The 24,760-nt window shown below is 56.2% G+C and carries 29 protein-coding genes, 1 tRNA gene and 1 pseudogene; 23 read left to right on the top strand and 8 right to left on the bottom strand.

All coding sequences use genetic code 11. The features are described from left to right. Positions 1 to 4: 4 nt before the first annotated feature. From rbsK to BLL42_RS03645, 3 genes are read left to right on the top strand one after another with little or no spacing between them, the layout of a single operon-like run. Positions 5 to 922, top strand: coding sequence for a ribokinase (gene rbsK / locus BLL42_RS03655; protein WP_071550826.1), 918 nt, complete (start codon positions 5 to 7; stop codon positions 920 to 922). Next, positions 919 to 1,323 (top strand): D-ribose pyranase, encoded by a 405-nt coding sequence (gene rbsD / locus BLL42_RS03650; RefSeq protein WP_071550825.1) that lies wholly within the window; start codon positions 919 to 921, stop codon positions 1,321 to 1,323. The genes rbsK and rbsD overlap by 4 nt, the downstream gene beginning before the upstream one ends. 45 nt (positions 1,324 to 1,368) lie before the next feature. Further along, entirely contained in the window at positions 1,369 to 2,397 is a 1,029-nt protein-coding gene (locus BLL42_RS03645) for a nucleoside hydrolase (RefSeq protein WP_071550824.1), read from the top strand. A 35-nt stretch (positions 2,398 to 2,432) separates the two neighbouring features. On the opposite strand, the gene BLL42_RS03640 is transcribed toward BLL42_RS03645, so the two are convergent. Next, the gene (locus tag BLL42_RS03640; protein ID WP_071550823.1) at positions 2,433 to 2,645 is read right to left on the bottom strand and encodes a hypothetical protein; all 213 of its coding nucleotides are present in this window, start codon (positions 2,643 to 2,645) and stop codon (positions 2,433 to 2,435) included. Positions 2,646 to 2,773: 128 nt separating this feature from the next. Between BLL42_RS03640 and BLL42_RS03635 the strand changes: the two genes are divergently transcribed. Both BLL42_RS03635 and BLL42_RS03630 read left to right on the top strand, forming a co-directional pair. Beyond that, complete coding sequence (locus BLL42_RS03635; protein WP_071555695.1) at positions 2,774 to 3,079, top strand: hypothetical protein; 306 nt, start codon at positions 2,774 to 2,776, stop codon at positions 3,077 to 3,079. A 162-nt stretch (positions 3,080 to 3,241) separates the two neighbouring features. Then, positions 3,242 to 3,556: an I78 family peptidase inhibitor gene (locus BLL42_RS03630; RefSeq protein WP_071550822.1), complete on the top strand. Its 315-nt coding sequence runs from the start codon at positions 3,242 to 3,244 to the stop codon at positions 3,554 to 3,556. A gap of 72 nt (positions 3,557 to 3,628) precedes the next feature. Here BLL42_RS03630 and BLL42_RS03625 read toward each other — a convergent pair whose 3' ends face one another. After that, complete coding sequence (locus BLL42_RS03625; protein ID WP_003179963.1) at positions 3,629 to 3,841, bottom strand: cold-shock protein; 213 nt, start codon at positions 3,839 to 3,841, stop codon at positions 3,629 to 3,631. Between the two features lie 293 nt (positions 3,842 to 4,134). Next, a complete protein-coding gene (locus tag BLL42_RS03620; RefSeq protein ID WP_071550821.1) occupies positions 4,135 to 4,434 on the bottom strand; it encodes a hypothetical protein in 300 nt (99 codons plus the stop codon). A gap of 385 nt (positions 4,435 to 4,819) precedes the next feature. On the opposite strand from BLL42_RS03620, the gene thrS reads away from it, so the two are divergent. The 11 genes from thrS (at position 4,820) to BLL42_RS03565 (ending at position 13,202) form a co-directional block, all read left to right on the top strand. Then, positions 4,820 to 6,742 carry a threonine--tRNA ligase gene (gene thrS / locus BLL42_RS03615; protein ID WP_071550820.1) on the top strand — a complete coding sequence of 641 codons (1,923 nt, stop codon included), beginning with the start codon at positions 4,820 to 4,822 and terminating at the stop codon, positions 6,740 to 6,742. After that, a complete protein-coding gene (gene infC / locus BLL42_RS03610) occupies positions 6,742 to 7,293 on the top strand; it encodes a translation initiation factor IF-3 (RefSeq protein WP_172979313.1) in 552 nt (183 codons plus the stop codon). The genes thrS and infC overlap by 1 nt, the downstream gene beginning before the upstream one ends. A gap of 60 nt (positions 7,294 to 7,353) precedes the next feature. Beyond that, positions 7,354 to 7,548 carry a 50S ribosomal protein L35 gene (gene rpmI, locus BLL42_RS03605; RefSeq protein WP_008145659.1) on the top strand — a complete coding sequence of 65 codons (195 nt, stop codon included), beginning with the start codon at positions 7,354 to 7,356 and terminating at the stop codon, positions 7,546 to 7,548. Positions 7,549 to 7,577: 29 nt separating this feature from the next. Further along, positions 7,578 to 7,934: a 50S ribosomal protein L20 gene (gene rplT, locus BLL42_RS03600; protein WP_007905879.1), complete on the top strand. Its 357-nt coding sequence runs from the start codon at positions 7,578 to 7,580 to the stop codon at positions 7,932 to 7,934. A 109-nt stretch (positions 7,935 to 8,043) separates the two neighbouring features. Next, the gene (gene pheS / locus BLL42_RS03595) at positions 8,044 to 9,060 is read left to right on the top strand and encodes a phenylalanine--tRNA ligase subunit alpha (RefSeq protein ID WP_007905876.1); all 1,017 of its coding nucleotides are present in this window, start codon (positions 8,044 to 8,046) and stop codon (positions 9,058 to 9,060) included. Between the two features lie 26 nt (positions 9,061 to 9,086). Then, positions 9,087 to 11,465: a phenylalanine--tRNA ligase subunit beta gene (pheT, locus tag BLL42_RS03590; protein ID WP_071550819.1), complete on the top strand. Its 2,379-nt coding sequence runs from the start codon at positions 9,087 to 9,089 to the stop codon at positions 11,463 to 11,465. Positions 11,466 to 11,468: 3 nt separating this feature from the next. Beyond that, entirely contained in the window at positions 11,469 to 11,771 is a 303-nt protein-coding gene (gene ihfA, locus BLL42_RS03585) for an integration host factor subunit alpha (protein WP_002553164.1), read from the top strand. Further along, positions 11,752 to 12,108 (top strand): MerR family transcriptional regulator, encoded by a 357-nt coding sequence (locus BLL42_RS03580; RefSeq protein ID WP_003179985.1) that lies wholly within the window; start codon positions 11,752 to 11,754, stop codon positions 12,106 to 12,108. The genes ihfA and BLL42_RS03580 overlap by 20 nt, the downstream gene beginning before the upstream one ends. A gap of 89 nt (positions 12,109 to 12,197) precedes the next feature. Beyond that, positions 12,198 to 12,274 (top strand) — tRNA-Pro (locus tag BLL42_RS03575). 58 nt (positions 12,275 to 12,332) lie between these two features. Then, positions 12,333 to 12,467 carry a hypothetical protein gene (locus BLL42_RS30750; protein ID WP_269086205.1) on the top strand — a complete coding sequence of 45 codons (135 nt, stop codon included), beginning with the start codon at positions 12,333 to 12,335 and terminating at the stop codon, positions 12,465 to 12,467. 396 nt (positions 12,468 to 12,863) lie between these two features. Next, on the top strand, positions 12,864 to 13,202 hold the full coding sequence (locus tag BLL42_RS03565; protein WP_071550818.1) for a hypothetical protein: 339 nt from the start codon (positions 12,864 to 12,866) through the stop codon (positions 13,200 to 13,202). On the opposite strand, the gene BLL42_RS03560 is transcribed toward BLL42_RS03565, so the two are convergent. Together BLL42_RS03560 and BLL42_RS03550 are read right to left on the bottom strand one after the other, a co-directional pair. Next, a protein-coding gene (locus BLL42_RS03560) for an IS3 family transposase (protein WP_129586922.1) occupies positions 13,195 to 14,357 on the bottom strand; the annotation gives its coding sequence in 2 pieces (ribosomal slippage) (positions 13,195 to 14,102 and positions 14,102 to 14,357; 1,164 coding nt in all). The genes BLL42_RS03565 and BLL42_RS03560 overlap by 8 nt on opposite strands. Before the next feature lie 181 nt (positions 14,358 to 14,538). After that, positions 14,539 to 14,712 carry a DNA methyltransferase gene (locus BLL42_RS03550; protein ID WP_236721965.1) on the bottom strand — a complete coding sequence of 58 codons (174 nt, stop codon included), beginning with the start codon at positions 14,710 to 14,712 and terminating at the stop codon, positions 14,539 to 14,541. 78 nt (positions 14,713 to 14,790) lie between these two features. Here BLL42_RS03550 and BLL42_RS03545 point away from each other — a divergent pair. The 5 genes and pseudogenes from BLL42_RS03545 to BLL42_RS03525 form a co-directional block, all read left to right on the top strand. After that, positions 14,791 to 15,207: pseudogene (locus BLL42_RS03545) on the top strand (NlpC/P60 family protein); the annotation flags it as partial. A gap of 25 nt (positions 15,208 to 15,232) precedes the next feature. Further along, the gene (locus BLL42_RS03540; RefSeq protein WP_071550817.1) at positions 15,233 to 15,448 is read left to right on the top strand and encodes a hypothetical protein; all 216 of its coding nucleotides are present in this window, start codon (positions 15,233 to 15,235) and stop codon (positions 15,446 to 15,448) included. Positions 15,449 to 15,753: 305 nt separating this feature from the next. After that, complete coding sequence (locus BLL42_RS03535) at positions 15,754 to 16,707, top strand: cation diffusion facilitator family transporter (protein WP_071550816.1); 954 nt, start codon at positions 15,754 to 15,756, stop codon at positions 16,705 to 16,707. 113 nt (positions 16,708 to 16,820) lie between these two features. Further along, positions 16,821 to 17,390, top strand: coding sequence for a hypothetical protein (locus BLL42_RS30400; protein ID WP_236721964.1), 570 nt, complete (start codon positions 16,821 to 16,823; stop codon positions 17,388 to 17,390). 223 nt (positions 17,391 to 17,613) lie between these two features. Continuing rightward, complete coding sequence (locus tag BLL42_RS03525; RefSeq protein ID WP_071550814.1) at positions 17,614 to 19,425, top strand: ABC transporter ATP-binding protein; 1,812 nt, start codon at positions 17,614 to 17,616, stop codon at positions 19,423 to 19,425. Between the two features lie 226 nt (positions 19,426 to 19,651). Here the strand turns inward: BLL42_RS03525 and rfaH are convergent, their stop codons facing one another. Genes rfaH through galU form a run of 3 tightly spaced genes read right to left on the bottom strand, consistent with a single transcriptional unit; the run spans position 19,652 to position 21,459 of the window. Then, positions 19,652 to 20,158, bottom strand: a complete 507-nt coding sequence (rfaH, locus tag BLL42_RS03520) for a transcription/translation regulatory transformer protein RfaH (protein WP_071550813.1) — start codon at positions 20,156 to 20,158, stop codon at positions 19,652 to 19,654. Next, positions 20,155 to 20,586: a phosphohexomutase domain-containing protein gene (locus BLL42_RS03515; RefSeq protein ID WP_071550812.1), complete on the bottom strand. Its 432-nt coding sequence runs from the start codon at positions 20,584 to 20,586 to the stop codon at positions 20,155 to 20,157. The genes rfaH and BLL42_RS03515 overlap by 4 nt, the downstream gene beginning before the upstream one ends. A 39-nt stretch (positions 20,587 to 20,625) precedes the next feature. Further along, positions 20,626 to 21,459, bottom strand: coding sequence for a UTP--glucose-1-phosphate uridylyltransferase GalU (galU, locus tag BLL42_RS03510; protein ID WP_071550811.1), 834 nt, complete (start codon positions 21,457 to 21,459; stop codon positions 20,626 to 20,628). 538 nt (positions 21,460 to 21,997) lie between these two features. Between galU and BLL42_RS03505 the strand changes: the two genes are divergently transcribed. Together BLL42_RS03505 and BLL42_RS03500 are read left to right on the top strand one after the other, a co-directional pair. Next, entirely contained in the window at positions 21,998 to 22,423 is a 426-nt protein-coding gene (locus BLL42_RS03505; protein WP_442960346.1) for a low molecular weight protein-tyrosine-phosphatase, read from the top strand. Positions 22,424 to 22,467: 44 nt separating this feature from the next. After that, positions 22,468 to 24,696 carry a polysaccharide biosynthesis tyrosine autokinase gene (locus BLL42_RS03500; RefSeq protein WP_071550809.1) on the top strand — a complete coding sequence of 743 codons (2,229 nt, stop codon included), beginning with the start codon at positions 22,468 to 22,470 and terminating at the stop codon, positions 24,694 to 24,696. The last annotated feature ends 64 nt before the right edge of the window (positions 24,697 to 24,760 follow it).

The raw sequence follows: 24,760 nt of genomic DNA, 5'->3' as shown, positions 1-24,760 counted from the left end.
ATGTATGCCAGCAAAAGTAGTGGTGGTAGGCAGTTTGAACATGGACCTGGTGACCCGTGCCCAGCGGCTGCCACGTGCCGGAGAAACGCTGCATGGCGAGTCGTTTGCCACCGTGTCGGGCGGCAAGGGCGCTAATCAGGCGGTCGCGTCTGCCCGGCTGGGTGCGCAGGTGTCGATGATCGGTTGTGTGGGGGAGGACGCTTATGGCGAGCAGTTGCGTGCTGCACTGCAGGCAGAACAGATTGATTGCCAGGCGCTGACTTCGGTCGAGGGTTCCAGCGGTGTGGCGCTGATCGTGGTCGATGACAACAGCCAGAATGCGATTGTCATCGTTGCGGGCGCCAACGGTCTGCTGACGCCTGATGTAGTCGCCGGGTTCGATACGGTGCTAATGGCCGCCGACGTGATCATCTGTCAGCTTGAAGTGCCGATGCAAACGGTCGGTTATGTCCTCACGCGCGGTCGTGAGCTGGGCAAGACGGTGATCCTGAATCCGGCGCCAGCTACCAGTCCATTACCGGCCGACTGGTATTCGTCGATCGATTATCTGATCCCCAATGAAAGCGAAGCTTCGGCCCTGAGCGGTTTGCCGGTGGACTCTCTGGAGAGCGCCGAGCTGGCCGCGAGCCGATTGATCGCCGCCGGTGCCGGCAAGGTCATCATCACGTTGGGTCCCCAGGGTTCATTATTCGCCAGCGGACAGAGTGTTGAGCATTTTCCGGCGCCCAAGGTCAAGGCAGTCGACACCACCGCGGCTGGCGACACCTTTGTCGGCGGTTTTGCCGCGGCATTGGCCTCTGGCAAAAGCGAAGCCGAGGCCATTCGTTTTGGTCAGGTCGCGGCAGCCTTGTCGGTGACGCGGGCCGGTGCGCAACCCTCGATTCCTTCCTTGTCAGACGTACAGGCCTTCAAAGCATCATGAAAAAAACACCCTTGCTCAATATCGCGTTGTCGCGACTGATTGCCTCTCTGGGCCATGGCGACATGGTGGTGATTGGCGACGCCGGTCTGCCGGTGCCGCCCGGGGTTGAGCTGATCGACCTGGCGTTGACCCAAGGCATTCCGGATTTTGTCAGTACCTTGCACGTTGTGCTGAGTGAAATGCAGGTGGAAAACCATGTGCTGGCCGAAGAAATCCTGCTCAAGCAACCGCTGGCGCTGCGGGCGATCGACGAGCTGACGGCCAATGCTGCGTTGGGGCAGCGGCGGTTGCTGAGTCATGACGAATTCAAACTCCTCAGCCGACAGGCGCGGGCGATTGTTCGTACGGGCGAATGTCAGCCGTACTGCAATATCGTGCTGGTAGCAGGGGTAACGTTCTAGTCCGCTATATCCCGATTCGATTTACCCTCGCACAAGGAGTGCGCTATGCAACGCTATGCTCAACGACTGCATCATCTGATCCGGAGTCTGCTGCTTTTGTCCTTGCTCACCGCTACAGGCGCCCACGCGGCGGAAAAGATTGATCTGATCATCGACACCGATCCGGGTGCCGACGACGTCGTGGCGCTGCTGTTTGCCTTGGCATCGCCCGAAGAACTGAACATTCGCGCACTGACTACCGTTGCCGGTAATGTGCGCCTGGACAAAACCTCACGTAATGCGCGGCTGGCCCGCGAGTGGGCAGGGCGTGAAGAGGTGCCGGTCTATGCGGGCGCACCGAAACCGCTGATGCGCACCCCGATCTATGCCGAGAATATTCACGGTAAGGAAGGCCTGTCGGGCGTCACAGTGCATGAGCCGAAGAAAGGTCTGGCCAAAGGCGATGCGGTCAATTACCTGATCGACACCTTGCGCGCGGCCAAACCTCATAGCATCACCATCGCGATGCTCGGGCCACAGACCAACCTGGCGTTGGCGCTGATTCAGGATCCGGAAATCACCCAAGGCATCAAGGAAGTGGTGATCATGGGCGGCGCGCACTTCAACGGCGGCAACATTACCCCGGTGGCCGAGTTCAATCTGTTCGCCGATCCGCAGGCGGCTGAAGTGGTCCTCAAAAGCGGCGTCAAGCTGACCTATCTGCCGCTGGATGTCACCCACAAGATTCTGACCAGTGACGCTCGCCTGAAGCAGATTGCCGCGTTGAACAATAACGCCAGCAAACTGGTGGGCGACATTCTCAACGAATACGTCAAAGGCGACATGGAGCACTACGGTATTCCAGGTGGTCCGGTGCATGACGCCACAGTGATCGCGTACCTGCTCAAGCCTGAACTGTTTACCGGTCGAGCGGTGAATGTGGTGGTCGACAGTCGCGAAGGGCCAACCTTTGGCCAGACCATCGTTGACTGGTACGACGGCCTGAAAGCCCCGAAGAATGCGTTCTGGGTCGCGAACGGCGATGCTCAGGGCTTTTTTGACTTGCTGACGGCGCGTCTCGCCCGTCTCAAGTAAGCCTTGCCCCCCTGCAGGTGCCCGCCTGCGGGGTTTTACTCCCTTTCTGTGTGGGGTGTGCCCATGTCGTCGATGGGGTACTTCTCGAATACCTGCTCGATGAACTGTTGAGCGGCTTTCGTGCCCAGGTCTTTGACCAGCAGGTCTATGCCAATGATTGCCAACTCTTCCGGGCTGCTGGGGCTGTAAGAACTGTGGCCTTGGGGCCAGCTGACTTTGATATCGGCGTCGATGGTCACGGTGGTCATGAGTGTCTCGCGAGTTGGGGAAGTCTGTGTATTGAGTTAACCACCTTGCGCAGCTTTTGGCACTCCGACTTAGGCATGAACGGAGGGCTATGCGACACTTGGGCTTTGTAGATTTCAAGGAAAGTGCTGTGCAGATCGATTTGAATACCCCGGACGGCTTGACGCTTGAGGCAGTGCGCCAGCTGCTGGCATCTGCGAGCGACGATACGCACACCCAGTTGCGGGTCACCAAGACAGGTATTGCCTACATTTCGTCGGGTGTCGTCGGCGGAACGGATATCGACGGGCTGCTGTTTCGCCTTGAAACGTGGGCCAAGGGCTCCGGATACGTGGGGTTGGTTGCCGCCAGTGATGAGGTCTGGGTCATGCAGATATTCAACGCGTTGAAGGAGAATTGGCCGAAACCACCCTTTGATTACATCGATATCTACTGAACCCGCTCATATTCAGTCACGATTGCGCGCTGAATAGTGCGTGATAGCTCAGGCAAACTGGCGTGCTTGACGGTTTTGACGGCGGGGATGGCAGTGGCCATGAAACCAAGCGCCCAAACGGCTGTCGCACGAATTCAGCTCAACTATAGAAAAGGAGGCGTCATGCCTTGGAAGCTCGCGTCATTGGGTACTTTGCTGGCCGCTGTCATGTTGGCGGGTTGCAGCAGTACCTCCGAGTCGGCAAAAGAACCTGTGGTAGCCGGGGTCGGTAGCGGCCGCTGTGAGGCAAAGGCTGCCGAATTCACCATTGGCAAAAAGGCTTCGCCAGAGTTGCTGGAACAGGCCCGTACGCGCTCCGGGTCGCAGACTGCGCGAGTCCTCAGGCCCAACGATATGATCACTCTGGAATACCGTTCGGATCGCTTGAACCTCAACACCGACGCCAACCTGGTAATTACCCGCGTCAACTGCGGCTGATCGCGTCAGGCTTTTGTTGCGCCCATAAAAAACCCCGTCACATGGACGGGGTTTTTTTAGTGCGCCTGGAAATTACTCTGGGCGAACTTGTGCAGCTTGCATACCCTTTTGGCCTTTCTCAGCCACGAAGGAAACGGTTTGGCCTTCTTTCAGGCTTTTGAAACCGTCGCTTTCGATAGCTTTGAAGTGTACGAACAGGTCGTCACCGCCACCTTGAGGAGTGATGAAGCCGAAGCCTTTTTCATCGTTGAACCATTTAACGGTGCCGGTTTGGCGATTAGACATGGTGTATCTCCAAGAAACATATATTTTCAGTAGTACTGTGCTGCTCAGGCCAACTGGGCACACCGGAGTATCATAGTCGAAATGTTCGATTTGGGAGCCCCCCGGACGTGCTGTTTGCCTTCGTATCGCCTGTTTTTTGTCGATGTATATGGCTGAAAGCCCCGGTTTCAAAGGGTTGTAGCCAGATACGCGTCCTGTAAAAAAAGCTGTAAAAGCTGCGTAATTTGTCTGAAATAGTGGTTTTTCAGCTGTTTTCTACTCGGCAGGGCCGGTGTTTTTAGCCCCGCAGCGGCTTATTTCTTGACCCTGCATTCCTGAATAGCGTCCAGTGCCTTGGTCCGCAGCTCCGCACTTGGCTGTTTCGTCTTGCTCATCAGCTCGCCGATTTCGGCAGTTGTAAACTTCTCGTTCAGCTTGTCCGCGCCACAGGCGCAATGCATTTCGGCGGACTTCTGGTCGACGCTCTGACTGGCGGCGGAAACGCAATCCTTCATATAGCTTTCGCGAACCCCGGCAGGCCAGGCAGCCTGCGCGCTCAGCGGGAGCAGCATTACCAGTGGGGAGGCAAGGGCGATAAGGCGGATAAGACGCATAACTGGAACTCCGTGAGGTCGATAATGTGTGGCGATTCTCAGCCTATTTGAGGTGAGCCGTACATCTCAAGTTCACTTTTTGATGCAAAAGCCCTGAATTCGGCGTTGCCGAAACAAGGTCGCGGCGATGACCGTTCATCTGTGCTAGGATCCAGCGCTTGGGTATTTTCAGGCTCTGGATGATCTGTTCTCCAGTGGCGGTAAATACCTGAATAACCCTGATTTGATCTCCAGTCACTCTGGTTCGGTTCCCGGTTGGCCGCAAGGCTCCTGCCGCTGTAAGGCAAGCGTTCATTATTGAATGGCCTGGACTGAATCGCGTACTGGCTGCTCATCCCAACCCACGTGACCTTTGGTAGGGGTCACCACTAGGAGAGGAGGCGCCATGCCCACTATTACTCTTCCCGACGGCAGTCAACGTTCCTTCGATCATCCGGTTTCCGTAGCCGAGGTCGCCGCATCCATCGGTGCAGGTCTGGCCAAGGCCACCGTGGCCGGCAAGGTCGACGGCAAGCTGGTCGACGCCAGTGACCTGATCACCGGTGATGCCACCCTGCAGATCATCACGCCGAAGGATCACGAGGGGCTGGAGATCATTCGCCACTCTTGCGCCCACCTGATTGGACATGCGGTCAAGCAGCTATACCCGACGGCGAAAATGGTGATCGGTCCGGTCATCGATGAAGGCTTTTATTACGATATCGCCTATGAGCGTCCTTTCACTCCGGACGACCTGGCGGCGATCGAACAGCGCATGCACCTGCTGATCGAAAAAGATTACGACGTCATCAAGAAAGTCACTCCGCGCGCGGAAGTGATCGACGTGTTCACCCGTCGTGGCGAAGACTACAAGTTGCGCCTGGTCGAAGACATGCCGAACGAGCAGGCCATGGGCCTGTATTATCACGAAGAATACGTCGACATGTGCCGCGGTCCGCACGTGCCGAACACCCGCTTCCTGAAATCCTTCAAGCTGACCAAGCTGTCCGGCGCCTACTGGCGCGGCGATGCCAAAAACGAGCAGTTGCAGCGCGTTTATGGCACTGCTTGGGCTGACAAGAAGCAACTGGCGGCTTACATCCAGCGTATCGAAGAAGCTGAAAAACGCGACCATCGCAAGATCGGCAAGCGTCTCGGCCTGTTCCATACCCAGGAAGAAGCGCCGGGCATGGTTTTCTGGCACCCGAACGGCTGGACCCTGTACCAGGTGCTCGAGCAGTACATGCGCCAGGTTCAGCGTGAAAACGGCTATCTGGAGATCAAGACTCCGCAGGTGGTAGACGTTAGCCTGTGGGAGAAATCCGGGCACTGGGCCAACTACGCCGAGAACATGTTCACCACGCAGTCGGAAAGCCGCGACTACGCGATCAAGCCAATGAATTGCCCTTGCCACGTGCAAGTGTTCAATCAGGGTCTGAAAAGCTACCGCGAACTGCCGATGCGTCTGGCCGAGTTTGGTGCTTGCCACCGTAACGAGCCGTCCGGTGCGCTGCACGGCATCATGCGTGTGCGTGCGTTCACCCAGGACGATGCACACATCTTCTGCACTGAAGAGCAGATGCAGGCCGAATCCGCCGCGTTCATCAAGCTGACCATGGATGTCTACGCCGATTTCGGCTTTACAGACGTCGAAATGAAGCTGTCCACTCGTCCGGAAAAACGCGTTGGCTCCGATGAATTGTGGGATCGCGCAGAATCCGCGCTGGCCGCAGCCCTTGATAGTGCGGGCCTGCCGTACGATCTGCAGCCAGGTGAGGGGGCTTTCTACGGTCCGAAAATCGAGTTCTCGCTAAAAGATTGCCTCGGTCGTGTTTGGCAATGTGGTACCTTGCAACTCGATTTTAACCTGCCAATCCGTCTGGGAGCCGAATACGTCTCCGAAGACAACAGTCGCAAGCACCCGGTTATGTTGCACCGGGCGATCCTGGGTTCCTTCGAGCGTTTCGTCGGGATTCTGATCGAGCATTACGAGGGCGCGTTCCCTGCGTGGCTGGCTCCGACTCAGGCAGTGATCATGAATATCACTGATAAACAGGCAGATTTTGCCGCTGAAGTTGAAAAAACTCTCAATCAAAGCGGTTTTCGTGCCAAGTCTGACTTGAGAAATGAAAAGATCGGCTTTAAAATCCGCGAGCATACGTTGCTCAAGGTTCCCTATCTCTTGGTTATTGGAGATCGGGAAGTCGAGATGCAGACTGTCGCTGTGCGTACTCGTGAAGGTGCTGACCTGGGCTCGATGCCCGTCGCCCAGTTCGCTGAGTTCCTCGCGCAAGCGGTTTCCCGGCGTGGTCGCCCAGATTCGGAGTAATTATTATTAAGCGTGAAATGAGACAAGATAAACGAGCTGCACCGAAAGCCCCGATCAACGAGAATATCTCGGCACGCGAGGTTCGGTTAATTGGCGCTGACGGCGAGCAGATTGGCATCGTCTCGATTGATGAAGCGCTTCGTATTGCTGAAGAGTCCAAACTGGATTTGGTGGAAATTTCTGCCGACGCAATACCGCCTGTTTGCCGCGTGATGGACTACGGCAAATCGATCTTCGAAAAGAAGAAACAGGTAGCTGCAGCGAAGAAAAACCAGAAGCAGATTCAGGTTAAAGAAATCAAGTTTCGTCCAGGGACGGAGGAAGGGGATTACCAGGTAAAACTGCGCAACCTGGTACGTTTCCTGAGTGATGGGGACAGGGCCAAGGTATCCTTGCGATTCCGCGGCCGTGAGATGGCCCACCAGGAGCTGGGGATGGAACTCCTCAAGCGGGTTGAAGGTGACCTGCTCGAGTACGGTTCGGTCGAACAGCATCCTAAGATGGAAGGACGCCAGCTGATCATGGTCATCGCCCCGAAAAAGAAGAAGTAATCAACAGGGCACGGCAGGCCTTGCGATTATGTTTATCAACTGAATGCGGAGTATCCGAACATGCCAAAGATGAAAACTAAAAGTGGTGCTGCTAAGCGGTTTCTGAAAACTGCTAACGGTATCAAGCACAAGCACGCTTTCAAGAGCCACATCCTGACCAAAATGTCGACCAAGCGTAAGCGTCAACTGCGCGGTAGCAGCTTGCTTGCTCCGTGCGACGTGGCAAAAGTCGAGCGCATGCTGCGCCTTCGTTAATTTTTGGTTAAGAATAGAGGAAGTAACTCATGGCTCGTGTAAAGCGTGGCGTCATTGCCCGTAAACGTCACAAAAAAATTCTGAAACTTGCTAAAGGCTACTACGGCGCTCGCTCGCGCGTATTCCGTGTTGCCAAGCAAGCGGTAATCAAGGCAGGCCAATACGCCTACCGTGACCGTCGTCAGAAAAAACGTCAGTTCCGCGCTCTGTGGATCGCTCGTATCAACGCTGGTGCACGTATCAACGGTCTGTCCTACAGCCGTTTCATCGCTGGCCTGAAAAAAGCGTCCATCGAGATCGACCGTAAGGTTCTGGCTGATCTGGCAGTGAACGAAAAAGCGGCGTTTGCTGCGATTGTCGAGAAAGCTAAAGCCACCTTGGCTTAAGTACCCCCGACAGTCACCCGGGCTCACCTCTGTGGGCCCAGGTGTTAAACGTCATAAATAGGGGAAGAGCCTTCAAGCTCTTCCCCTATTTTGTATCTGGAGTCTGTACATGGAAAACCTGGATGCGCTGGTCTCTCAAGCACTAGAGGCTGTGCAAAGCGCTGAAGATATCAATGCCCTGGAGCAAATCCGGGTTCACTACCTTGGCAAAAAAGGTGAATTGACTCAGGTGATGAAGACCCTGGGGAATTTGCCGGCAGAGGAGCGTCCGCAAGTCGGCGCCCTGATCAACGTTGCCAAGGAGCGTGTCACAGAGGTTCTCAATGCACGCAAGGCACTGTTTGAAGAGGCTGATCTGGCCGCCAAACTGTCCGCCGAGTCCATTGACGTGACCCTGCCTGGCCGTGGTCAGACCTCGGGTGGCCTGCATCCGGTTACCCGCACTCTGGAACGTATCGAACAGTTCTTCACCCATATTGGCTACGGCATCGCCGAAGGCCCTGAGGTCGAAGACGATTATCACAACTTCGAGGCGCTCAACATCCCAGGCCATCACCCGGCCCGTTCGATGCATGACACCTTCTATTTCAATGCCAACATGTTGCTGCGCACCCATACCTCTCCGGTACAGGTCCGCACCATGGAATCGAAACAGCCGCCGATCCGCATCGTCTGCCCAGGCCGTGTCTATCGTAGCGACTCGGATATCACCCACTCGCCGATGTTTCACCAGGTCGAAGGCCTGCTGGTCGATCGCGACATCAATTTCGCCGACCTGAAAGGGACCATCGAAGAGTTCCTGCGCGTGTTCTTCGAAAAAGAGCTGGCCGTGCGTTTCCGCCCTTCGTATTTCCCGTTCACCGAGCCATCCGCTGAAGTCGACATGGAATGCGTGATGTGCAGCGGCAAAGGCTGCCGCGTCTGCAAGCAGACTGGCTGGTTGGAAGTAATGGGCTGCGGCATGGTTCACCCGAACGTGCTGCGTATGTCCGGGATTGACCCGGAAGAGTTTTCGGGCTTTGCCTTCGGCATGGGCGTTGAACGTCTGGCCATGCTGCGTTACGGCGTGAACGACTTGCGTCTGTTCTTCGACAACGACTTGCGGTTCCTCGCGCAATTTCGCTAGTCGTAACGAATTCTTAGGAGAGCAGGATGAAATTCAGTGAACAATGGCTGCGCGGCTGGGTAAGCCCGCAGGTAAGTCGCGACGAGCTGGTTGCTCGTCTGTCGATGGCCGGTCTTGAGGTCGATAGCGTTACGCCGGCCGCCGGTGAATTCAGTGGTGTAGTTGTTGGCGAGGTGCTGAGCACCGAGCAGCACCCGGACGCTGACAAGCTGCGCGTTTGCCAGGTCAGTAGTGGCTCGGAGACCTTCCAGGTGGTATGCGGTGCACCAAACGTGCGCCCGGGCTTGAAGATCCCGTTCGCGATGATCGGTGCCGAACTGCCAGGCGACTTCAAAATCAAGAAGGCCAAGCTGCGTGGCGTTGAATCCAACGGCATGCTGTGCTCGCAAGCCGAACTGCAAGTCGGTGAAGGCAACGACGGTCTGATGGAATTGCCGGCTGATGCGCCGGTCGGTCAGGACATTCGTGAGTACCTGAGCCTGGACGACGCCAGCATCGAAGTCGACCTGACCCCGAACCGCGGCGACTGCCTGTCCCTGGCCGGTCTGGCCCGTGAAGTCGGTGCGCTCTATGCTGCCGAAGTCACACGCCCGGTCGTTGCGATCGTGCCAGCCGTGCACGATGAAGTGCGTTCGGTTGAGGTACTGGCACCCGCCGCTTGCCCGCGTTACCTGGGTCGCGTGATCCGTAACGTCGACCTGTCCAGGCCTACGCCGCTGTGGATGGTCGAGCGTCTGCGTCGCGCTGACGTGCGCAGCATCGACGCTGCTGTCGACATCACCAACTACGTGATGCTGGAGCTGGGTCAACCGCTGCACGCTTTCGATCTCGCCGAAATCAACGGCGGCATCCGTGTGCGCATGGCCGAAGAAGGCGAGAAGCTGGTGCTGCTCGACGGTCAGGAAGTCAGCCTGCGTAGCGATACGCTGGTGATTGCCGACCACTCCCGCGCCCTGGCGATTGCTGGCGTGATGGGTGGCGAGCACAGCGGTGTTTCCGCGACCACTCGCGATGTATTCCTGGAAAGCGCGTTCTTCGATCAGATCGCCGTCGCTGGCAAGGCCCGTTCCTATGGCCTGCACACCGACGCCTCGCACCGCTACGAGCGTGGCGTGGACTGGCAACTGGCCCGTGAAGCCATGGAGCGCGCCACTGGCCTGCTGCTGGAAATCACCGGTGGTGAAGCTGGCCCGATCATCGAAACCGTCAGCGAGCAGCACCTGCCGTCGATTGCGCCGGTGACTCTGCGTGCCCAGCGCATCACCCAGATGCTGGGTATGGAAATGGATTCGGCCGAAGTCGAGCGTCTGCTCAGCGCTTTGGGTCTGAAGATTTCCGCGGACGGGGCAGGGCAGTGGCGCGTAGAAGTGCCAAGCCATCGCTTCGATATCAGCCTGGAAGTCGACCTGATCGAAGAGCTGGCCCGTCTGTACGGTTACAACCGTCTGCCGGTTCGCTACCCGCAAGCCCGTCTGGCACCGCAAGCCAAGGCTGAGGCGCGTAGCGATCTGCCTGAGCTGCGCCGTCTGCTGGTGGCTCGTGGTTACCAGGAAGCGATCACTTACAGCTTCATCGATCCGAAACAGTTTGAGCTGTTCAGTCCGGGCGTTGAGCCTCTGTTGCTGGCCAACCCGATTTCCAACGACATGGCCGCCATGCGCTCGTCCCTGTGGCCGGGTCTGGTCAAGGCGCTTCAGCACAACCTGAACCGTCAACAGGACCGCGTCCGTCTGTTCGAAAGCGGCCTGCGCTTCGTCGGTCAGCTGGAAGGCCTGAAGCAAGAGCCGATGCTGGCCGGTGTGGTCTGCGGCAGCCGTCTGCCGGAAGGCTGGGCCCAAGGTCGCGATACCGTGGACTTCTTCGACGTCAAAGCCGACGTGGAAGCAGTGCTGGGCTTTGCCGGTGCACTGGACGCGTTCACGTTCGTGCCGGGCAGCCACCCTGCGTTGCACCCGGGTCAAACCGCACGTATCGAGCGTGAAGGTCGCGTAGTCGGTTACGTCGGCGCTATCCACCCTGAATTGTCGAAAACCCTCGGCCTCGACCGTCCGGTCTTCGTTTTCGAGCTGGTTCTGGCCGAAGTGGCATTGGGCAAAATGCCAAAATTCAGCGAGTTGTCGCGCTTTCCTGAAGTACGTCGTGACCTTGCGTTGCTGGCAGACAAAGACGTTGCAGCCAGTGCTGTACTGGACGTAATCCGTGAAAATGCAGGCGAATGGCTGACGGACCTCAGGCTATTTGACGTGTATCAGGGTAAAGGTATTGATCCGCATAGAAAAAGCCTTGCAGTTGGCTTGACCTGGCAGCATCCATCGCGCACTCTTAATGACGATGAGGTGAATACCACGACGCAAAACATCCTCACCTCGCTCGAACAAAGGTTGAACGCCACGTTAAGGAAGTGACGTATGGGGGCTTTGACGAAAGCTGAGATGGCGGAACGTCTGTATGAAGAGCTGGGCCTGAATAAACGGGAGGCCAAGGAATTGGTCGAACTGTTTTTTGAAGAAATCAGGCACGCTCTTGAAGACAACGAGCAGGTGAAGTTGTCCGGCTTCGGCAACTTCGACCTTCGGGACAAACGCCAGCGGCCTGGCCGCAATCCGAAAACGGGAGAAGAAATCCCGATCACGGCTCGCCGTGTGGTCACCTTTCGTCCAGGGCAGAAGTTGAAGGCCCGAGTTGAGGCTTATGCTGGAACCAAGTCATAACGACGAGCTTCCCGTCATTCCAGGCAAACGCTACTTCACCATCGGTGAAGTTAGCGAGCTTTGTGCGGTAAAACCGCACGTGCTGCGCTACTGGGAGCAGGAGTTTCCTCAACTCAACCCCGTCAAGCGCCGCGGAAATCGCCGGTACTATCAGCGCCAGGATGTGCTGATGATCCGGCAGATCCGCGCGTTGCTGTACGACCAGGGGTTCACCATCGGTGGAGCGCGCCTGCGCCTTTCCGGCGATGAGGCCAAAGACGACACCACCCAATACAAGCAAATGATCCGCCAGATGATCGCCGAACTTGAAGATGTTCTGGTGGTACTCAAGAAATAAATTCCTGCTTTTAAATACTTCCAGTTTTCAAAAGCTTGCGATATATTCTTGAGCGTTCCTCGAGATGAGGAACGGGTTTCACGCCTAGTCGGGGCGTAGCGCAGTCCGGTAGCGCACTAGCATGGGGTGCTAGGGGTCGAGTGTTCGAATCACTCCGTCCCGACCATATTTTTCAATGACTTAGCCCAATCTGAAAAGGTTGGGCTTTTTCATGTGCGTGAGATTTGCGTGACTCCTCGATTTTTCACGCCAAGCTCTTCGCGGACCTGCTGCTGCAATTGATTGCAGATCAACTGATCAAGTTGCTCTACCTGCTGCTCGATTGGTTCACAGCTTATCCCTGGCAATCGTTGTTCTGATTTACGTTTACAAGGGGTGCCCTGGGCACCCCTTACCGCTGAAATCGAAACCCTCGCGCTGCGCTCCGAACGGCGGCACCTCTTTGCCCCAGGCTAGACACTCACACAGATGCTCGCGAGTTTCGTCGGTGTTGCACTTGCGGCCATCGTCTCAGCGGAGCATGCCGGTCAGCTGCCGTTTTTTGAAGGCTCTCAGCACACCGCGCACGCTCATGTGGATATGGAAACTTGGCCATCTGGGTCGAACGCATCGCTGGCTTGGTTTTCTGTGTCCATCGAAATAAACGTCAGCAGGAATCGGTATTAGAGTGCCCAACAGGCGTGTCTAATCTGAAACTCACCACGTAATAGGGGGGGTGTCCAGACGTTCAGTGCGATTGGCTCAAGGAGGTAAAAATGGAAAGCTTGAAACTGAAAGAAGAGTGCACAAAATGGCGTGATTTTTATCTAAAAGGCCAGAAGTGGTGGAGTGTGGCGCATCACGTAGCGGCTTTCGGGGTCATCATTTGCAGCATCGCAGCAGGAGCCATTATCCAAGCAGAGCTGGAGCACTCTAAAATCATCGCGTCTACTCTGACAGCAGTTGCAGCAGCTTTATCCGGTTTATCAGTGTCCGGGGGATTTGAAAGGAAGTGGCGCAGCAACAGGCTAAGCCGGAGCCGTACAGATGGTTTGCTGCTGGATTTAGAGAACAATCCAGACCCCTCTCCAGATCCAATTGTAGTGGTCAACTAATCCCGGACACGGTTTTGAGTTTTTCTTCAGTTTTCGCCGGGGCCAACCCATCGTTAAATTGATGGGGTCGGATCCAGTTGTAGTGATGCATCAGGTACTGGCTGATGTCTCGCTGAGCTTGCTGGCCGGTCATGTAGCCAGTGGTCGGTATCCATTCTGTTTTCAAACTGCGAAACACCCGTTCCATCGGCGCATTATCCCAGCAATTTCCTCGGCGACTCATGCTCTGGCGCATACGGTAGCGCCACAGTCGTTGGCGAAATTGGCGGCTGGCGTACTGCGATCCTTGATCCGAGTGAAACAGCAACCCCTGAGGCTTTCCACGTTGTTCGTAAGCCACGTCCAGCGCCTTGACCACCAGATCTGCATCCGGCTTTTCTGATAACGCCCAGCCCACAACTCGACGCGCGTAGAGATCCAGGACAACCGCAAGGTAGTGCCATTTACCCTGCGCCCAAATGTAGGTGATATCGCCACACCAGACCTGGTTGGGCGCCTCGACATCAAACTCCCGGTTCAAGATGTTCGGGATATCAGGCCGCTCCACCGTCGCTTTTTTGTAGGCGTGTGATCCCGGCTGCTTGCTGACCAGCTCCAGTTCGCGCATCAGGCCGCGTACCTTGAACCGCCCGATTTGCTCACCCTCTTCTTGCATCATCACGGTGATGCTGCGGCTGCCCGGCGCACTTCGCCCCCGGGTGAACAACTCGTTCACTCGACTACGCAGCCTGAGCCGCTCAACGTCAGGGGTTAGCCGTCTGAGACGATGTGCGTAGTAACTCGAGCGGGCGACTTCGAACACCTCGCACAAGCAATCAACTGGCTCATGGACGCTTAACTGATTGATCAGCGCGTACGCTCGAGATCTTCCGACATCAAGAGCGCGGTAGCCTTTTTTAGTATCGATTTCTCGCGCTCAAGGCGAGCGATCCGAGCTTCCAGCTCCTGGATTTTTTGCTGCTCTGGAGTTAGCGCCTTGCTCTGTGGGGTGATGCCTGTGCGCTCCTGCTGAAGCTGGTCGACCCAACGGCGCAGAACCGATTCGCCAACGCCGAGCGAGCGGCTGGCCTCGATGAAGCTGTAGTTTTGCTTGAGCACGAGGTCGGCAGCCTCGCGTTTGAATTCAGCGGAAAAGGTACGGCGTTGCTTGGTCATCTGACACCTCGATCTGGCGGGTATTCTCGCCTAAATGGGTGTCCGGAATCATTAGACCACTACAAATCAAGCAACTGAAAGAAATAATCCTCCAGCATGATCAAGACGTCGTTGTGGATGAATCGAAAAAGCCTTGAGTTGTCTACCTGTCAATGCATTTAGCGCAATAGGTAAGGGTGGGTCAGGCGGTGCCGAACAGATCGAGCTGATCGGTTTCGACCTTCTGTTCTTGCTGGCGGGAGACTTCGTGTTCTATCCGCGCTCGGGCGATCGCCGCGTACTGCTCGTCGATTTCGCAGCCGATGAACTGGAAGCCCTCACGCATCGCCGCTTTACCGGTGCTGCCTGAGCCCATGACCGCCACCTTCGAACAAACCTTTTATCCATAAGGGGAGCCCGGCGGGGAAGTGCGCCTGTTTGAAATCGACGGTACCGAGTATTCGTGCATGGTGCCTGGGATTGTTGGCAGGTCTGTGCAGATTGGTACAAGCGCGAATGAGGACTTGAGTTTGAAGCCTTCAAGCGCGCTGACGGTTGGTGGGAGAGTGCCGAGAGCGTGAGCTTGTATGAGGCCAGCTACGAGGCTGCTGGCTTCGCTAGGGTCGATCAGCCGCAGCGCGGGGACATGATCGTCATGGCGGTGGGTAGGACGGCACGCCCGAACCACGCAGGGATCTACCTCGGCGCTGATCCTGCGTTGCCCGGTGAAGGCTCCGGCACCTTCGGTCCCGGGCCGCTTCTGCTGCACCATCTGTACGGACGGCCTTCAGAAGTGATCGTATTCGGCGGCCCGTGGCTCGACCGCACACGGCTGATCCTCAGGCACAAAGATGCACAACCAACTACATGATGCGGCAGGGCCGCGGGAGAAACGTATGCAGCAGACCAATCCGTACCAGCCAATAATCAACTGGCGTCGAGGGCTGACGCATCAACCGGAACGTGATCCGGTCGAGGTCGATGTCCAGGATGGGCGCGCCGAGTATGTACTCAGCGGCCCTTATCGTATGGCTGAGGGCGCCAAGATCGAAGTGATTGGCGGGAAGGTTCAATGGACCGGCGGGAGCAGCAAGGTGTTTTGGCCTCACTGACCCACACTTGAAAAGTTACGGTCTTAGCTTCGCTATCTATTTATATTGGAAGCTCAAAGTATGACAAGGTTAAACTTTAAGATTCGCATTTGCAAAGCTCGCAATCAATGAATCGAACTCAACGTTATCATCCAGGTGTCATGTGTATTTTGCTCGCTCTTTAGTATGCTTTGCCCTCTGAGCTTCAGCCTATCAAAACTGTGGTTAGTCAATGCAGATAAAGCTAGATAGAAGGCTTAATGCTTCGCTAATGATTTTGTGTGGCGTGGTGATTGTCATTTGCACACAATGGGGGAGGGTAAGTAATGAAGCATCAAGAGTTCGCGGATGACCCAGAGGACGAACTATACAGTCCTGCAGAGCGAGCGGCGGCAGCCTCTCGTTGCACATGGGTGAGCGTCGGGGTCAATCTCGCTCTGTCGCTCATCCAGATCGTAGTAGGGATCCTGTCAAAATCCCAAGGTCTGATTGCCGATGGTATTCATTCACTGTCGGACCTGGTTGCAGATTTCGTCGTGTTGTTCGCCAGCCATAAAAGCAAGCAGGACGCGGATGAGGGCCATCCTTACGGACATTTGCGCTTTGAAACCGCAGCTTCGATGGTCTTGGGGTTACTGCTGCTGGCTGTGGGTGTCGGCATGATCTGGTCTGCCGTGCTTAAGCTTGAATCGCCGGAATCCATCCAGACGGTGCATGTTGCCGCTTTATGGGTGGCGGGAGGAGCGCTGGTTACCAAGGAGCTATTGTTTCGCTTCATGCTGGCCGTCGCTAAAAAAGTGAAGTCGAGCATGTTGATTGCCAATGCGTGGCACGCACGCTCTGATGCGGCCTCATCACTGGTGGTGGGTATCGGCATTGCCGGAAACCTGGCGGGCTATCCCATTCTTGACCCGATTGCTGCGCTGGTTGTTGGGTGCATGATTTCAAAGATGGGGTGGTCGTTCAGTTGGAATGCGCTGAATGACCTTATGGACCGTGCAGCAGATGAAGAGGAAGTTGCAACTATTCGCATTACGCTAATAGAAACTCCCGGCATCAAAGGGGTTCATGATGTGCGCACACGCAAAATGGGCGATATGATCGTTGTCGATGCTCATATAGAAGTTGAAGCTTCGATTACTGTCGAGGAAGGACATGCTATTGCAGTCGCGGCTCGTCAAAATGTAATGCAACGTCATCGCGTGTTGAGCCTGATGACGCATGTTGATCCGTGGAGCCGACCGGACCTGGATCATGTAAGTTCCCCACAACCCACCTAGAGTCTGAAGACGTTGTGCTTGATCTGACGTGCCGGATTCTAGTGCCGGCGCGTTTCCCTCTTCTTCGTTGATGATAAAGTCTCGCCAACTCTCAATGAGGGAACGACATAAAATTGTTTGTAGGCGCTTTGGCGGTGGTGATGTTGGCGGGGTGTTCGACGCCAGGTGATCTAAAGAAAAATGATCCCACAATCAGCATAAGCAGCAACAAGACATCGAAACAATACGCACTTTGCGTGTTCCCCAAATGGCAGGAGGAGCGCTCAACCTCGACCATCTCTGAAACTGAGGATGGGTATCGCCTGATTGTCGCGACGGACATGATGACAGACGAAGTGCTTGAGATCGGCAGGTCTGGCAGAGGCAGTAAGGTTGCGCTGTATCAACGCATGCCATGGTCAAAAATGGCGGGGCGAGGTGTGATACACGTTTTCACAAACCACCTGAGTACAGAGATCTGGACGCGTGTTGCCGCCAGCCAAGGCGTGCCCTTGGATGAAGGTTTTACGCTTGAGTTGCTGTTGACGTCTGCGGGGATGTTGCTGGTATTGAGCGAGCTGAATTACCGCTTTATCGAAACTCCACTACGCCAACGCGGTGCCGAAATTGCCCAACGCAAGCTGAGGAATGAAACAACTCCGGCGCCTGCCGTTCTAGACACAGAGCAATTGCCTCTGAAGTAGTACGGCTGACGGTTCTCTTTATGCAATTCTTCTGCACCATGTGAAATTGTTGAAACCGCGATTTATCGCACATCCGAGCGCGGATTTTTCGCGCTCGGCATCAACGAAGGCTGAAGACGTGCGGCCCTCACCCCCCATTGTCGAGCTGAAGTACCATGGCGCATTGTCATGCTTACAGAACCCTGCACGCCTATTTCCCGTTCTTCACCGAGCTCATCCTCCTATGCCTGTTCTTGACCGTTTCGCCTCGTTGCTCGACCAGGCGAGACGTGCCTTGTTGCTGGTCTGGGGAACGTCTCGCGGGCTGTTTCTGGGGTTGGTGCTGGCAACGCTGATTGCCGGTGTGCTTCCGGCGTTGGCGGCCTGGTTGGGGCAGCGCATCGTCGACGCGGTGGTGACCGCCATGCAGTTGCATGCCGGGCAAGGCAGTGCGCCGTTGTGGCCCGTTGTACGTTATGTGCTGTTTGAAGCCGGTGTGCTCGCGTTACTGTCCGGGACGCAGCGCGCGCTCTCGGTCCAGCAGTCATTGTTGCGGGTGCAATTGGGGCAGAAGGTCAACACCCTGATTCTGGAGAAGGCTCAGACCTTGTCCTTGGTGCAGTTTGAGAACTCCGAGTTTTACGACAAGTTGGTCCGGGTGCGGCGCGAAGCCTCGACCCGGCCGTTGGCGCTGGTGATCAAGTCGTTGGGGCTGATCCAGAACCTGATTGTACTGATCAGCTTCGGCTTGTTGCTGGTGCATTTTTCCCCTTGGGCGCTGGTGCTGCTGGTGGTCGGTGCGCTGCCGGTGTTTTTCGCCGAAGCACATTTCTCCGGCGATGCTTTTCGTCTTTTCACTCGTCGCGCGCCGGAGAGTCGGCAGCAGAATTACATCGAGACGCTGCTCTCCCACGAGAGCTACATCAAAGAGGTCAAGTTGTTTGGTTTTGCACCGCTGCTGTTGAAGCGATACAGAGACACTTTCGCTCGTCTCTACGCCGAAGACCGACGCCTGACCCTGCGCCGCGATGGCTGGGGATTTGTGCTCGGTTTGTTAGGCACGGGGGCGTTTTATCTGGCCTATGCCTGGGTGGTGGTCGATACCGTCCACGGCAACATCAGCCTGGGGCAGATGACCATGTACCTGGTGCTGTTCAAGCAGGGGCAGACTGCCGTCAGCAGCAGTCTGAGCGCCATCAGCGGTCTCTATGAAGACGGGCTTTACCTGTCGAGCCTTTATGAGTACCTCGCCGAACCCGTGGTGGCGGATACCGGTAGCCTGAGCGTGGGCATCGTGCCCGGTGATGGGGTGCGTTTCGAGAATGTAGGTTTCCGCTATCCAGGGGCGAGTCGAGCCGCTCTGGAAGGCATCAACCTGCACCTTGTACCGGGTCGTAGCGTGGCGCTGGTGGGTGAGAACGGTTCGGGCAAGACTACGCTCATCAAGTTGTTGACCCGTTTGTATCGCCCCGATCAGGGGCGCATTCTGCTGGACGGCAGCGATTTGCAGGGGTGGGATGAGGAGGCGCTGCGTCGGCGCATCGGTGTCATCTTCCAGGATTACATTCGCTATCAATTCTCCGTGGGCGAGAACATCGGTGTGGGCGACACCTTGGCTTTTGACGATGAAAAGCGCTGGCATGAAGCCGCCGCCGAGGGCATGGCCGCACCCTTCATCGAACATCTGGATCGAGGGTATGCCACTCAATTGGGGCGATGGTTCGCCGGAGGGCAGGAGCTGTCCGGCGGGCAATGGCAGAAGATCGCCTTGTCCCGCGCCTACATGCGCCGCAACGCCGATATCCTGATTCTGGATGAGCCGACCTCGGCACTTGACCCCGCGGCGGAGGCGGCGGTGTTTGAGCATTTCAGCCAGCACACCCAGGGCCGCATGACCTTGCTGATTTCTCACCGGTTCTCCAGTGTATGCAATGCGGACCACATCATCGTGCTGGACCAGGGCGCAATCCTGGAGCGGGGCGATCACGCCAGCCTGGTAGTGGCTGGCGGGCGTTATGCGCAGTTGTTTGACTTGCAGGCACGGGGTTATCGATAGACCGGGAGTCTCATTCAGGCCGGCGAACCGCTCTCACATTGCCGCTGTTTTCTCCTGCGCAGAAGAACTGATTTTCGGGCCGCAGTCGTGATCAGCGAGTCCATCTGAATCGCGCCACACTTGTCACTCCCACCGTCCGATGTCCGGTGTTTAATCTATCTCACAACCACCAAACAGCCCGCCCGGCTCGCCAGCGATGAGTTTTCCTGCCTTTGCAGGAAGATATTCAGAGCGTGTTGACCCCTGACAGAGGCAGGCTGATTCGCTGTTCACGTTGCAGGAAACTCATCAGCAGCAGCACCCGTTCCTCGCCGTCCATGGCAAGGAACACCGCTTCAAGATCGGCGAATGGACCTTCTGTGATGCGTACGGTTTCGCCTTGTCTCAACAGCGTTGTCACGATGGCCTGGCTGTTGCGCTCTTGAAGCTCGTCAATCAACGCATTACGGATTGGCAGTGGCTGACCACCGAACCCGACGACTCGCGACACGCCGCGGGTTGAGCGCAGCGGGCCCCAACTGTCTTGAAGGCTCAGTTGAATAAACAGGTAGCCCGGAAACAGCGATTCACTGATCACCCGTCGCTGTCCCCGTGAAATGCGCTCACGACTGTACTTGGAGCGAAAACAGGCATAGCCCTGGCGCTGCAGATGTTCTTCGGCGCGTTCATCTTGTCTGGGTTTGCACTGGACCAGATACCAGGCTTTGGCGGCGTGTTCTGCACTCGCGTTCATTCCAATTCCTTCCCTGCGCCGATCTGCTCCAGCAGCTCGGAGGTTTTGCGCTGCATTAGCGCGCTGTCACCGCGACTTTCCACATTCAGGCACGTCACGCAGTCATTGCCCGAGAGGCGCAAGCTGAAGCGCCAGTCGGCAAAGATCAGGCTCAACCCGTCGTTCTCATTGATGTCCAGGGCATCGGCGGCGTAGCGGTTCTTGATACTCGCCAGCAGGGCGGTTCCATCCTTGACGTGACGGCGGATCTCCCCGGAAGACGGAAATGCGCCGATGCGTTCCACCAGCAGCACGGGCGCCTTCTGCTTGCGGGGGAATATCAGTTCCGACGCATAGGCGCGGACGATGAGGTACGCAAGGTTGTTTTTAAGTTCCGCGCCATACGGATGGCGACTGTCATCTGCCTTGAAACCGCTCAACGTAGTCATAGAGGCTTCGTCCATAAGGTAAAGAGGGCCATGAGGTCGTCACAGGTCGCTTTGATGCAGGTGCTCGAAGCAGAAGTTAGTGGCTTCGACATAACCCTTGGCGCTCCCGCAATCGAAGCGTCGGCCCTTGAATTTGTAAGCCAGTACGCAACCGTTCCGGGCCTGCTTCATCAGTGCGTCGGTGATCTGGATTTCACCGCCCTTGCCGGGTTCGGTGTCGGCGATCAGGTCGAAGATATCGGGGGTCAGAATGTACCGGCCGATGATTGCCAGATTGGAAGGGGCCTCTTCCGGGAGGGGTTTCTCGACCATGCTGTCGACCCGGTAAAGACCCTCGCGAATCTGCTCGCCGGCAATCACGCCGTACTTCTGGGTCTGTTCGCGGGGCACCTCCTGGATTGCCACGATCGAACAGCGGTATTGCGCATAGAGCTTGAGCATTTGCGCCAGCACCCCATCACCTTCGAGGTTCAGGCACAGGTCGTCGGCCAGCACCACGGCGAATGGTTCATCACCGATCAACGAGCGGCCGCTGAGGATGGCGTGTCCCAGGCCCTTCATCTCCACCTGACGGGTATAGGAAAAACTGCAGGTATCGATCAGTTCTCGAGTGCCGGCCAGGAACTTCTCCTTATCGGTGCCGCGAATCTGATGTTCCAACTCGAAGCTGATATCGAAATGGTCCTCCAGCGCTCGCTTGCCGCGGCCAGTGACGATGGCCATCTGTTGCAGGCCGGCATCGCGCGCTTCCTCGACGGCGTACTGGATCAGCGGTTTATTGACGATCGGCAGCATCTCTTTCGGCATCGCCTTGGTGGCGGGCAAAAAGCGGGTCCCATAACCTGCAGCGGGGAACAGACATTTACGAATCATGAAGCGTCCTTGAAGTTTGACTGATGCAGTGGGTAATGGCAGTAAGAAAATACAACCCAGGCAGTCGGGTGGCGGGCGAGTACGCGCGGTTATTCCGCTGCATGCTCTTCGCAATCTGCGGTCAACAAAGTTGTTGCCTAAGGCGCTCCGTATCTCAATTAATAACCCGACAGTGGAGTGGCGCCCTGGCAATGTATTAGCGGCACGGCGATACATGATTCACTCGCTACCGGCGGTGTAATCTAAATTGATCGGTCGCGGGAAAATCGCAACTGTTAGAAATTGTCTGAATAAACGCGCGGGCTGTTATGTTTCGTGTGCCGAAGAGCACGGTGTTATTTTTTGTCTGAAGAAAAAATTCGGTACCGTCCGCGTGCCGTGGTAATAAATACGTCCTTGATATTTCAAAGTTGATCCTGCCGTTGCCGGGCTTATAGCAGCCCGGGTTAATCCGTAGTGTAAAACTCTTCTGTTCGGCAAGTGCTATGTCACCGCCACTGTTGACAAGACGGGGAACGTTATCTTGCTTAAAAGGGTTTTGATTGTCTGTGTCGGCAATATTTGCCGCAGCCCCACCGCGGAAAGTCTGCTGCGCAGGGCACTCGTTCATTCCGATATCGAGGTCAGCTCAGCCGGCCTTGCCGCCTTGGTCGGCAAGCCGATCGAGCCGACGGCGCGCGCTGTACTTGAGGAGCATGGCCACGTGCCCGATGAGCACCAGGGCATTCAGCTCACGCCTCAAGCCGTCAGTGAGGCGGACCTGATTCTGGTGATGGAGCAGCGGCATGTCAGCGGCGTGCTGAACATTGCCCCCGAAGCGCGAGGCAAGGTGCTGATGCTGGGTAAATGGCAAGACGACCGCGAAATATGCGACCCCTACCGTCAAGGAAAACCTGCTTTTGTGCACGCTTATGCGTTGATCGAAGAAGCCGTACACGCATGGGCACAGCGTCTAGCACGCTGATGACCACTACTTATTGAATCGAAATAAAGGCAAAGAATCGACTTATGCAGCAAGCGCCAGTAGTCAACGTGCGGGAAGACGACAATGACGAGATTGATCTTCTCGGTATGTTTGGGACACTCATCGACCATAAATGGCTGATTGCCGCGATTACCGGCGCCTTCATGGTGATGGGGGCCGCGTATGCGGTGCTGGCGACGCCAGTGTTTCAGGCGAACGCGTTGCTGCAGGTTGAAGCGAAAAAGAACGACTTGTTGGGCTTCTCGGATATCGGCAGCATGCTGGGCAAGGAGTCTCCTTCGGCCACCGAGATCGAGTTGATCCAGTCCCGTTCGGTGATCGGTAAAACCGTCGACACGTTGAAACTTGATAGTGTCATACAGCCGATGTACTTCCCTGTCATTGGTGAGTTTCTTGCTCGCCGATTCAAGAATAACAACCCCGGTGAAATAGCCGATGCCTGGTTAGGGCTGAGCAGTTTCGCCTGGGGAGGGGAGTCGCTGAAGCTATTCAAACTGGACCTTCCCGATTCGCAACTGGGCAAGAAGTTGACCCTGACGGTGGGTGAACAGGGTCATTACACCCTGGTGGATGAAGATGACAAACTGTTGGCGGCCAGCCAGGCGGGACAACTGTTCGAGCAAAATGGCGTCACGTTTGAAATAGAGGAGCTGCGCGCCAATCCTGGAACTCGCTTCAGAATCATCCGTCACTCCCGCCTGACCAGTATCCTCGACTATCAAGAGGCACTGGATGTCTCCGAGCGTGGAAAAGAGTCGGGCATGATTGGTCTGGCGTTGGAAAGTACCGATCCGGATCAGGCGATCAAGATACTTAATGAAATTTCCGAGATTTATGTCCGGCAAAACGTAGAGCGTACTTCGGCAGAGGCAGCGCAGAGTCTGGCATTTCTTAAAGAGCAACTTCCGGTGGTCAAAAAGGACCTGGAAAAAGCCGGAAATGCCTTGAATGAATACCAGACTCGCCGCAAGTCCGTGGATATCACACTCGAAACCAAGGCCATTCTCGATCAGATTGTCGGCCTGGATACCAGCATCTCCGAGTTGAAGTTGCAGCAAGCCGAAATGGACCGGAAATTCACCCGCCAACATCCTGCTTATCGCGCATTGTTGACCCAGATCGGCGAGTTGAGCAGCAAGCAGAAAAGCCTGGCGACAAAGGTGGAAGGCCTTCCCTCCACCCAGCAGGAACTGCTGAGTCTTACCCGGGATGTAGAGGTCGGTACGGCCATTTATACCCAACTGCTGAACAAGTCTCAGGAACTGGATGTGCTGCGGGCGGGGACTGTCGGTAACGTGCGCGTGATCGATATCGCGGACGTCAATTTCCTCAAGCCGGTCAAACCCAAAAAAGCCTTGATTGTATTGGTCGCGACGATTCTCGGCGGATTCCTGGCGGTGGCCCTGGTGCTGGTACGCAAGGCACTGAACCGTGGACTCGAAAGCCCGGAAGCCATCGAACAACTGGGTTTGCCGGTGTACGCGTCGATTCCCTACAGCATCCTGCAGAAGGCCGAAGAGGAGAAAGTCTCCCGCGGACGAGGACGTCCTGGAGTCGGTTCATCATTGCTGGCCATCAGTCACCCCACCGATCTGGCGGTCGAGGCGCTGCGCAGTCTGCGTACCAGCCTGCACTTCGCCATGCACGAGGCGGACAATAACCGGTTGATGATTTCCGGCCCCAGCCCCCAGGTAGGCAAAACGTTCGTATCGGTCAACCTGGCGGTGGTGATTGCGCAAACCGGGTTGCGGGTACTGCTGATCGATGTCGACATGCGCAAGGGCTATCTGCACAAAGTGTTGGGCGTAGCTTCGGACAACGGGCTCTCCGATATCCTGGCCCGACGCTGCGATATGGCTACCGCGATCCATAAGACTGAAATCGAAAACTTTGATTTTGTCAGTCGTGGCCAGATCCCGCCCAATCCTTCCGAGTTGCTGATGCACGCCAATTTCAGCGCGCTATTGGAGCAGGCGAGTGAGCTTTACGATCTGGTGATTCTCGATACGCCACCGCTACTGGCCGTGACGGATGCTGCAATCGTCGGGCGCCTGTCCGGGACCAATCTGATTGTCGCGCGCTATGGCCTGAACCCGGCGAAGGAAATCGAGTTGACGGTCCGCAGATTCTCCCAGAACGGTATTGCCATTAAAGGTGCGATTTTTAATGGGGTGGAGAAAAAGACCTCCACTAAATATGGCTACAGTGATTATGGTTATTATCACTATGCCTATGCGTCCGACAAAAGTTGATGGGCAGTGACCTGTCGGTGGCGTAAATTCAGGTCTTGATAGCGCTACTGTTGTTCTTGAAGTT

The sequence above is a fragment of the Pseudomonas frederiksbergensis genome (genome assembly GCF_001874645.1).
GTDB classification, from domain to species: Bacteria; Pseudomonadota; Gammaproteobacteria; order Pseudomonadales; family Pseudomonadaceae; genus Aquipseudomonas; species Aquipseudomonas frederiksbergensis_B.
The sequence above is the reverse complement of the archived record's forward strand: the minus strand, read 5'-3'. Positions and strand labels throughout refer to the sequence as shown.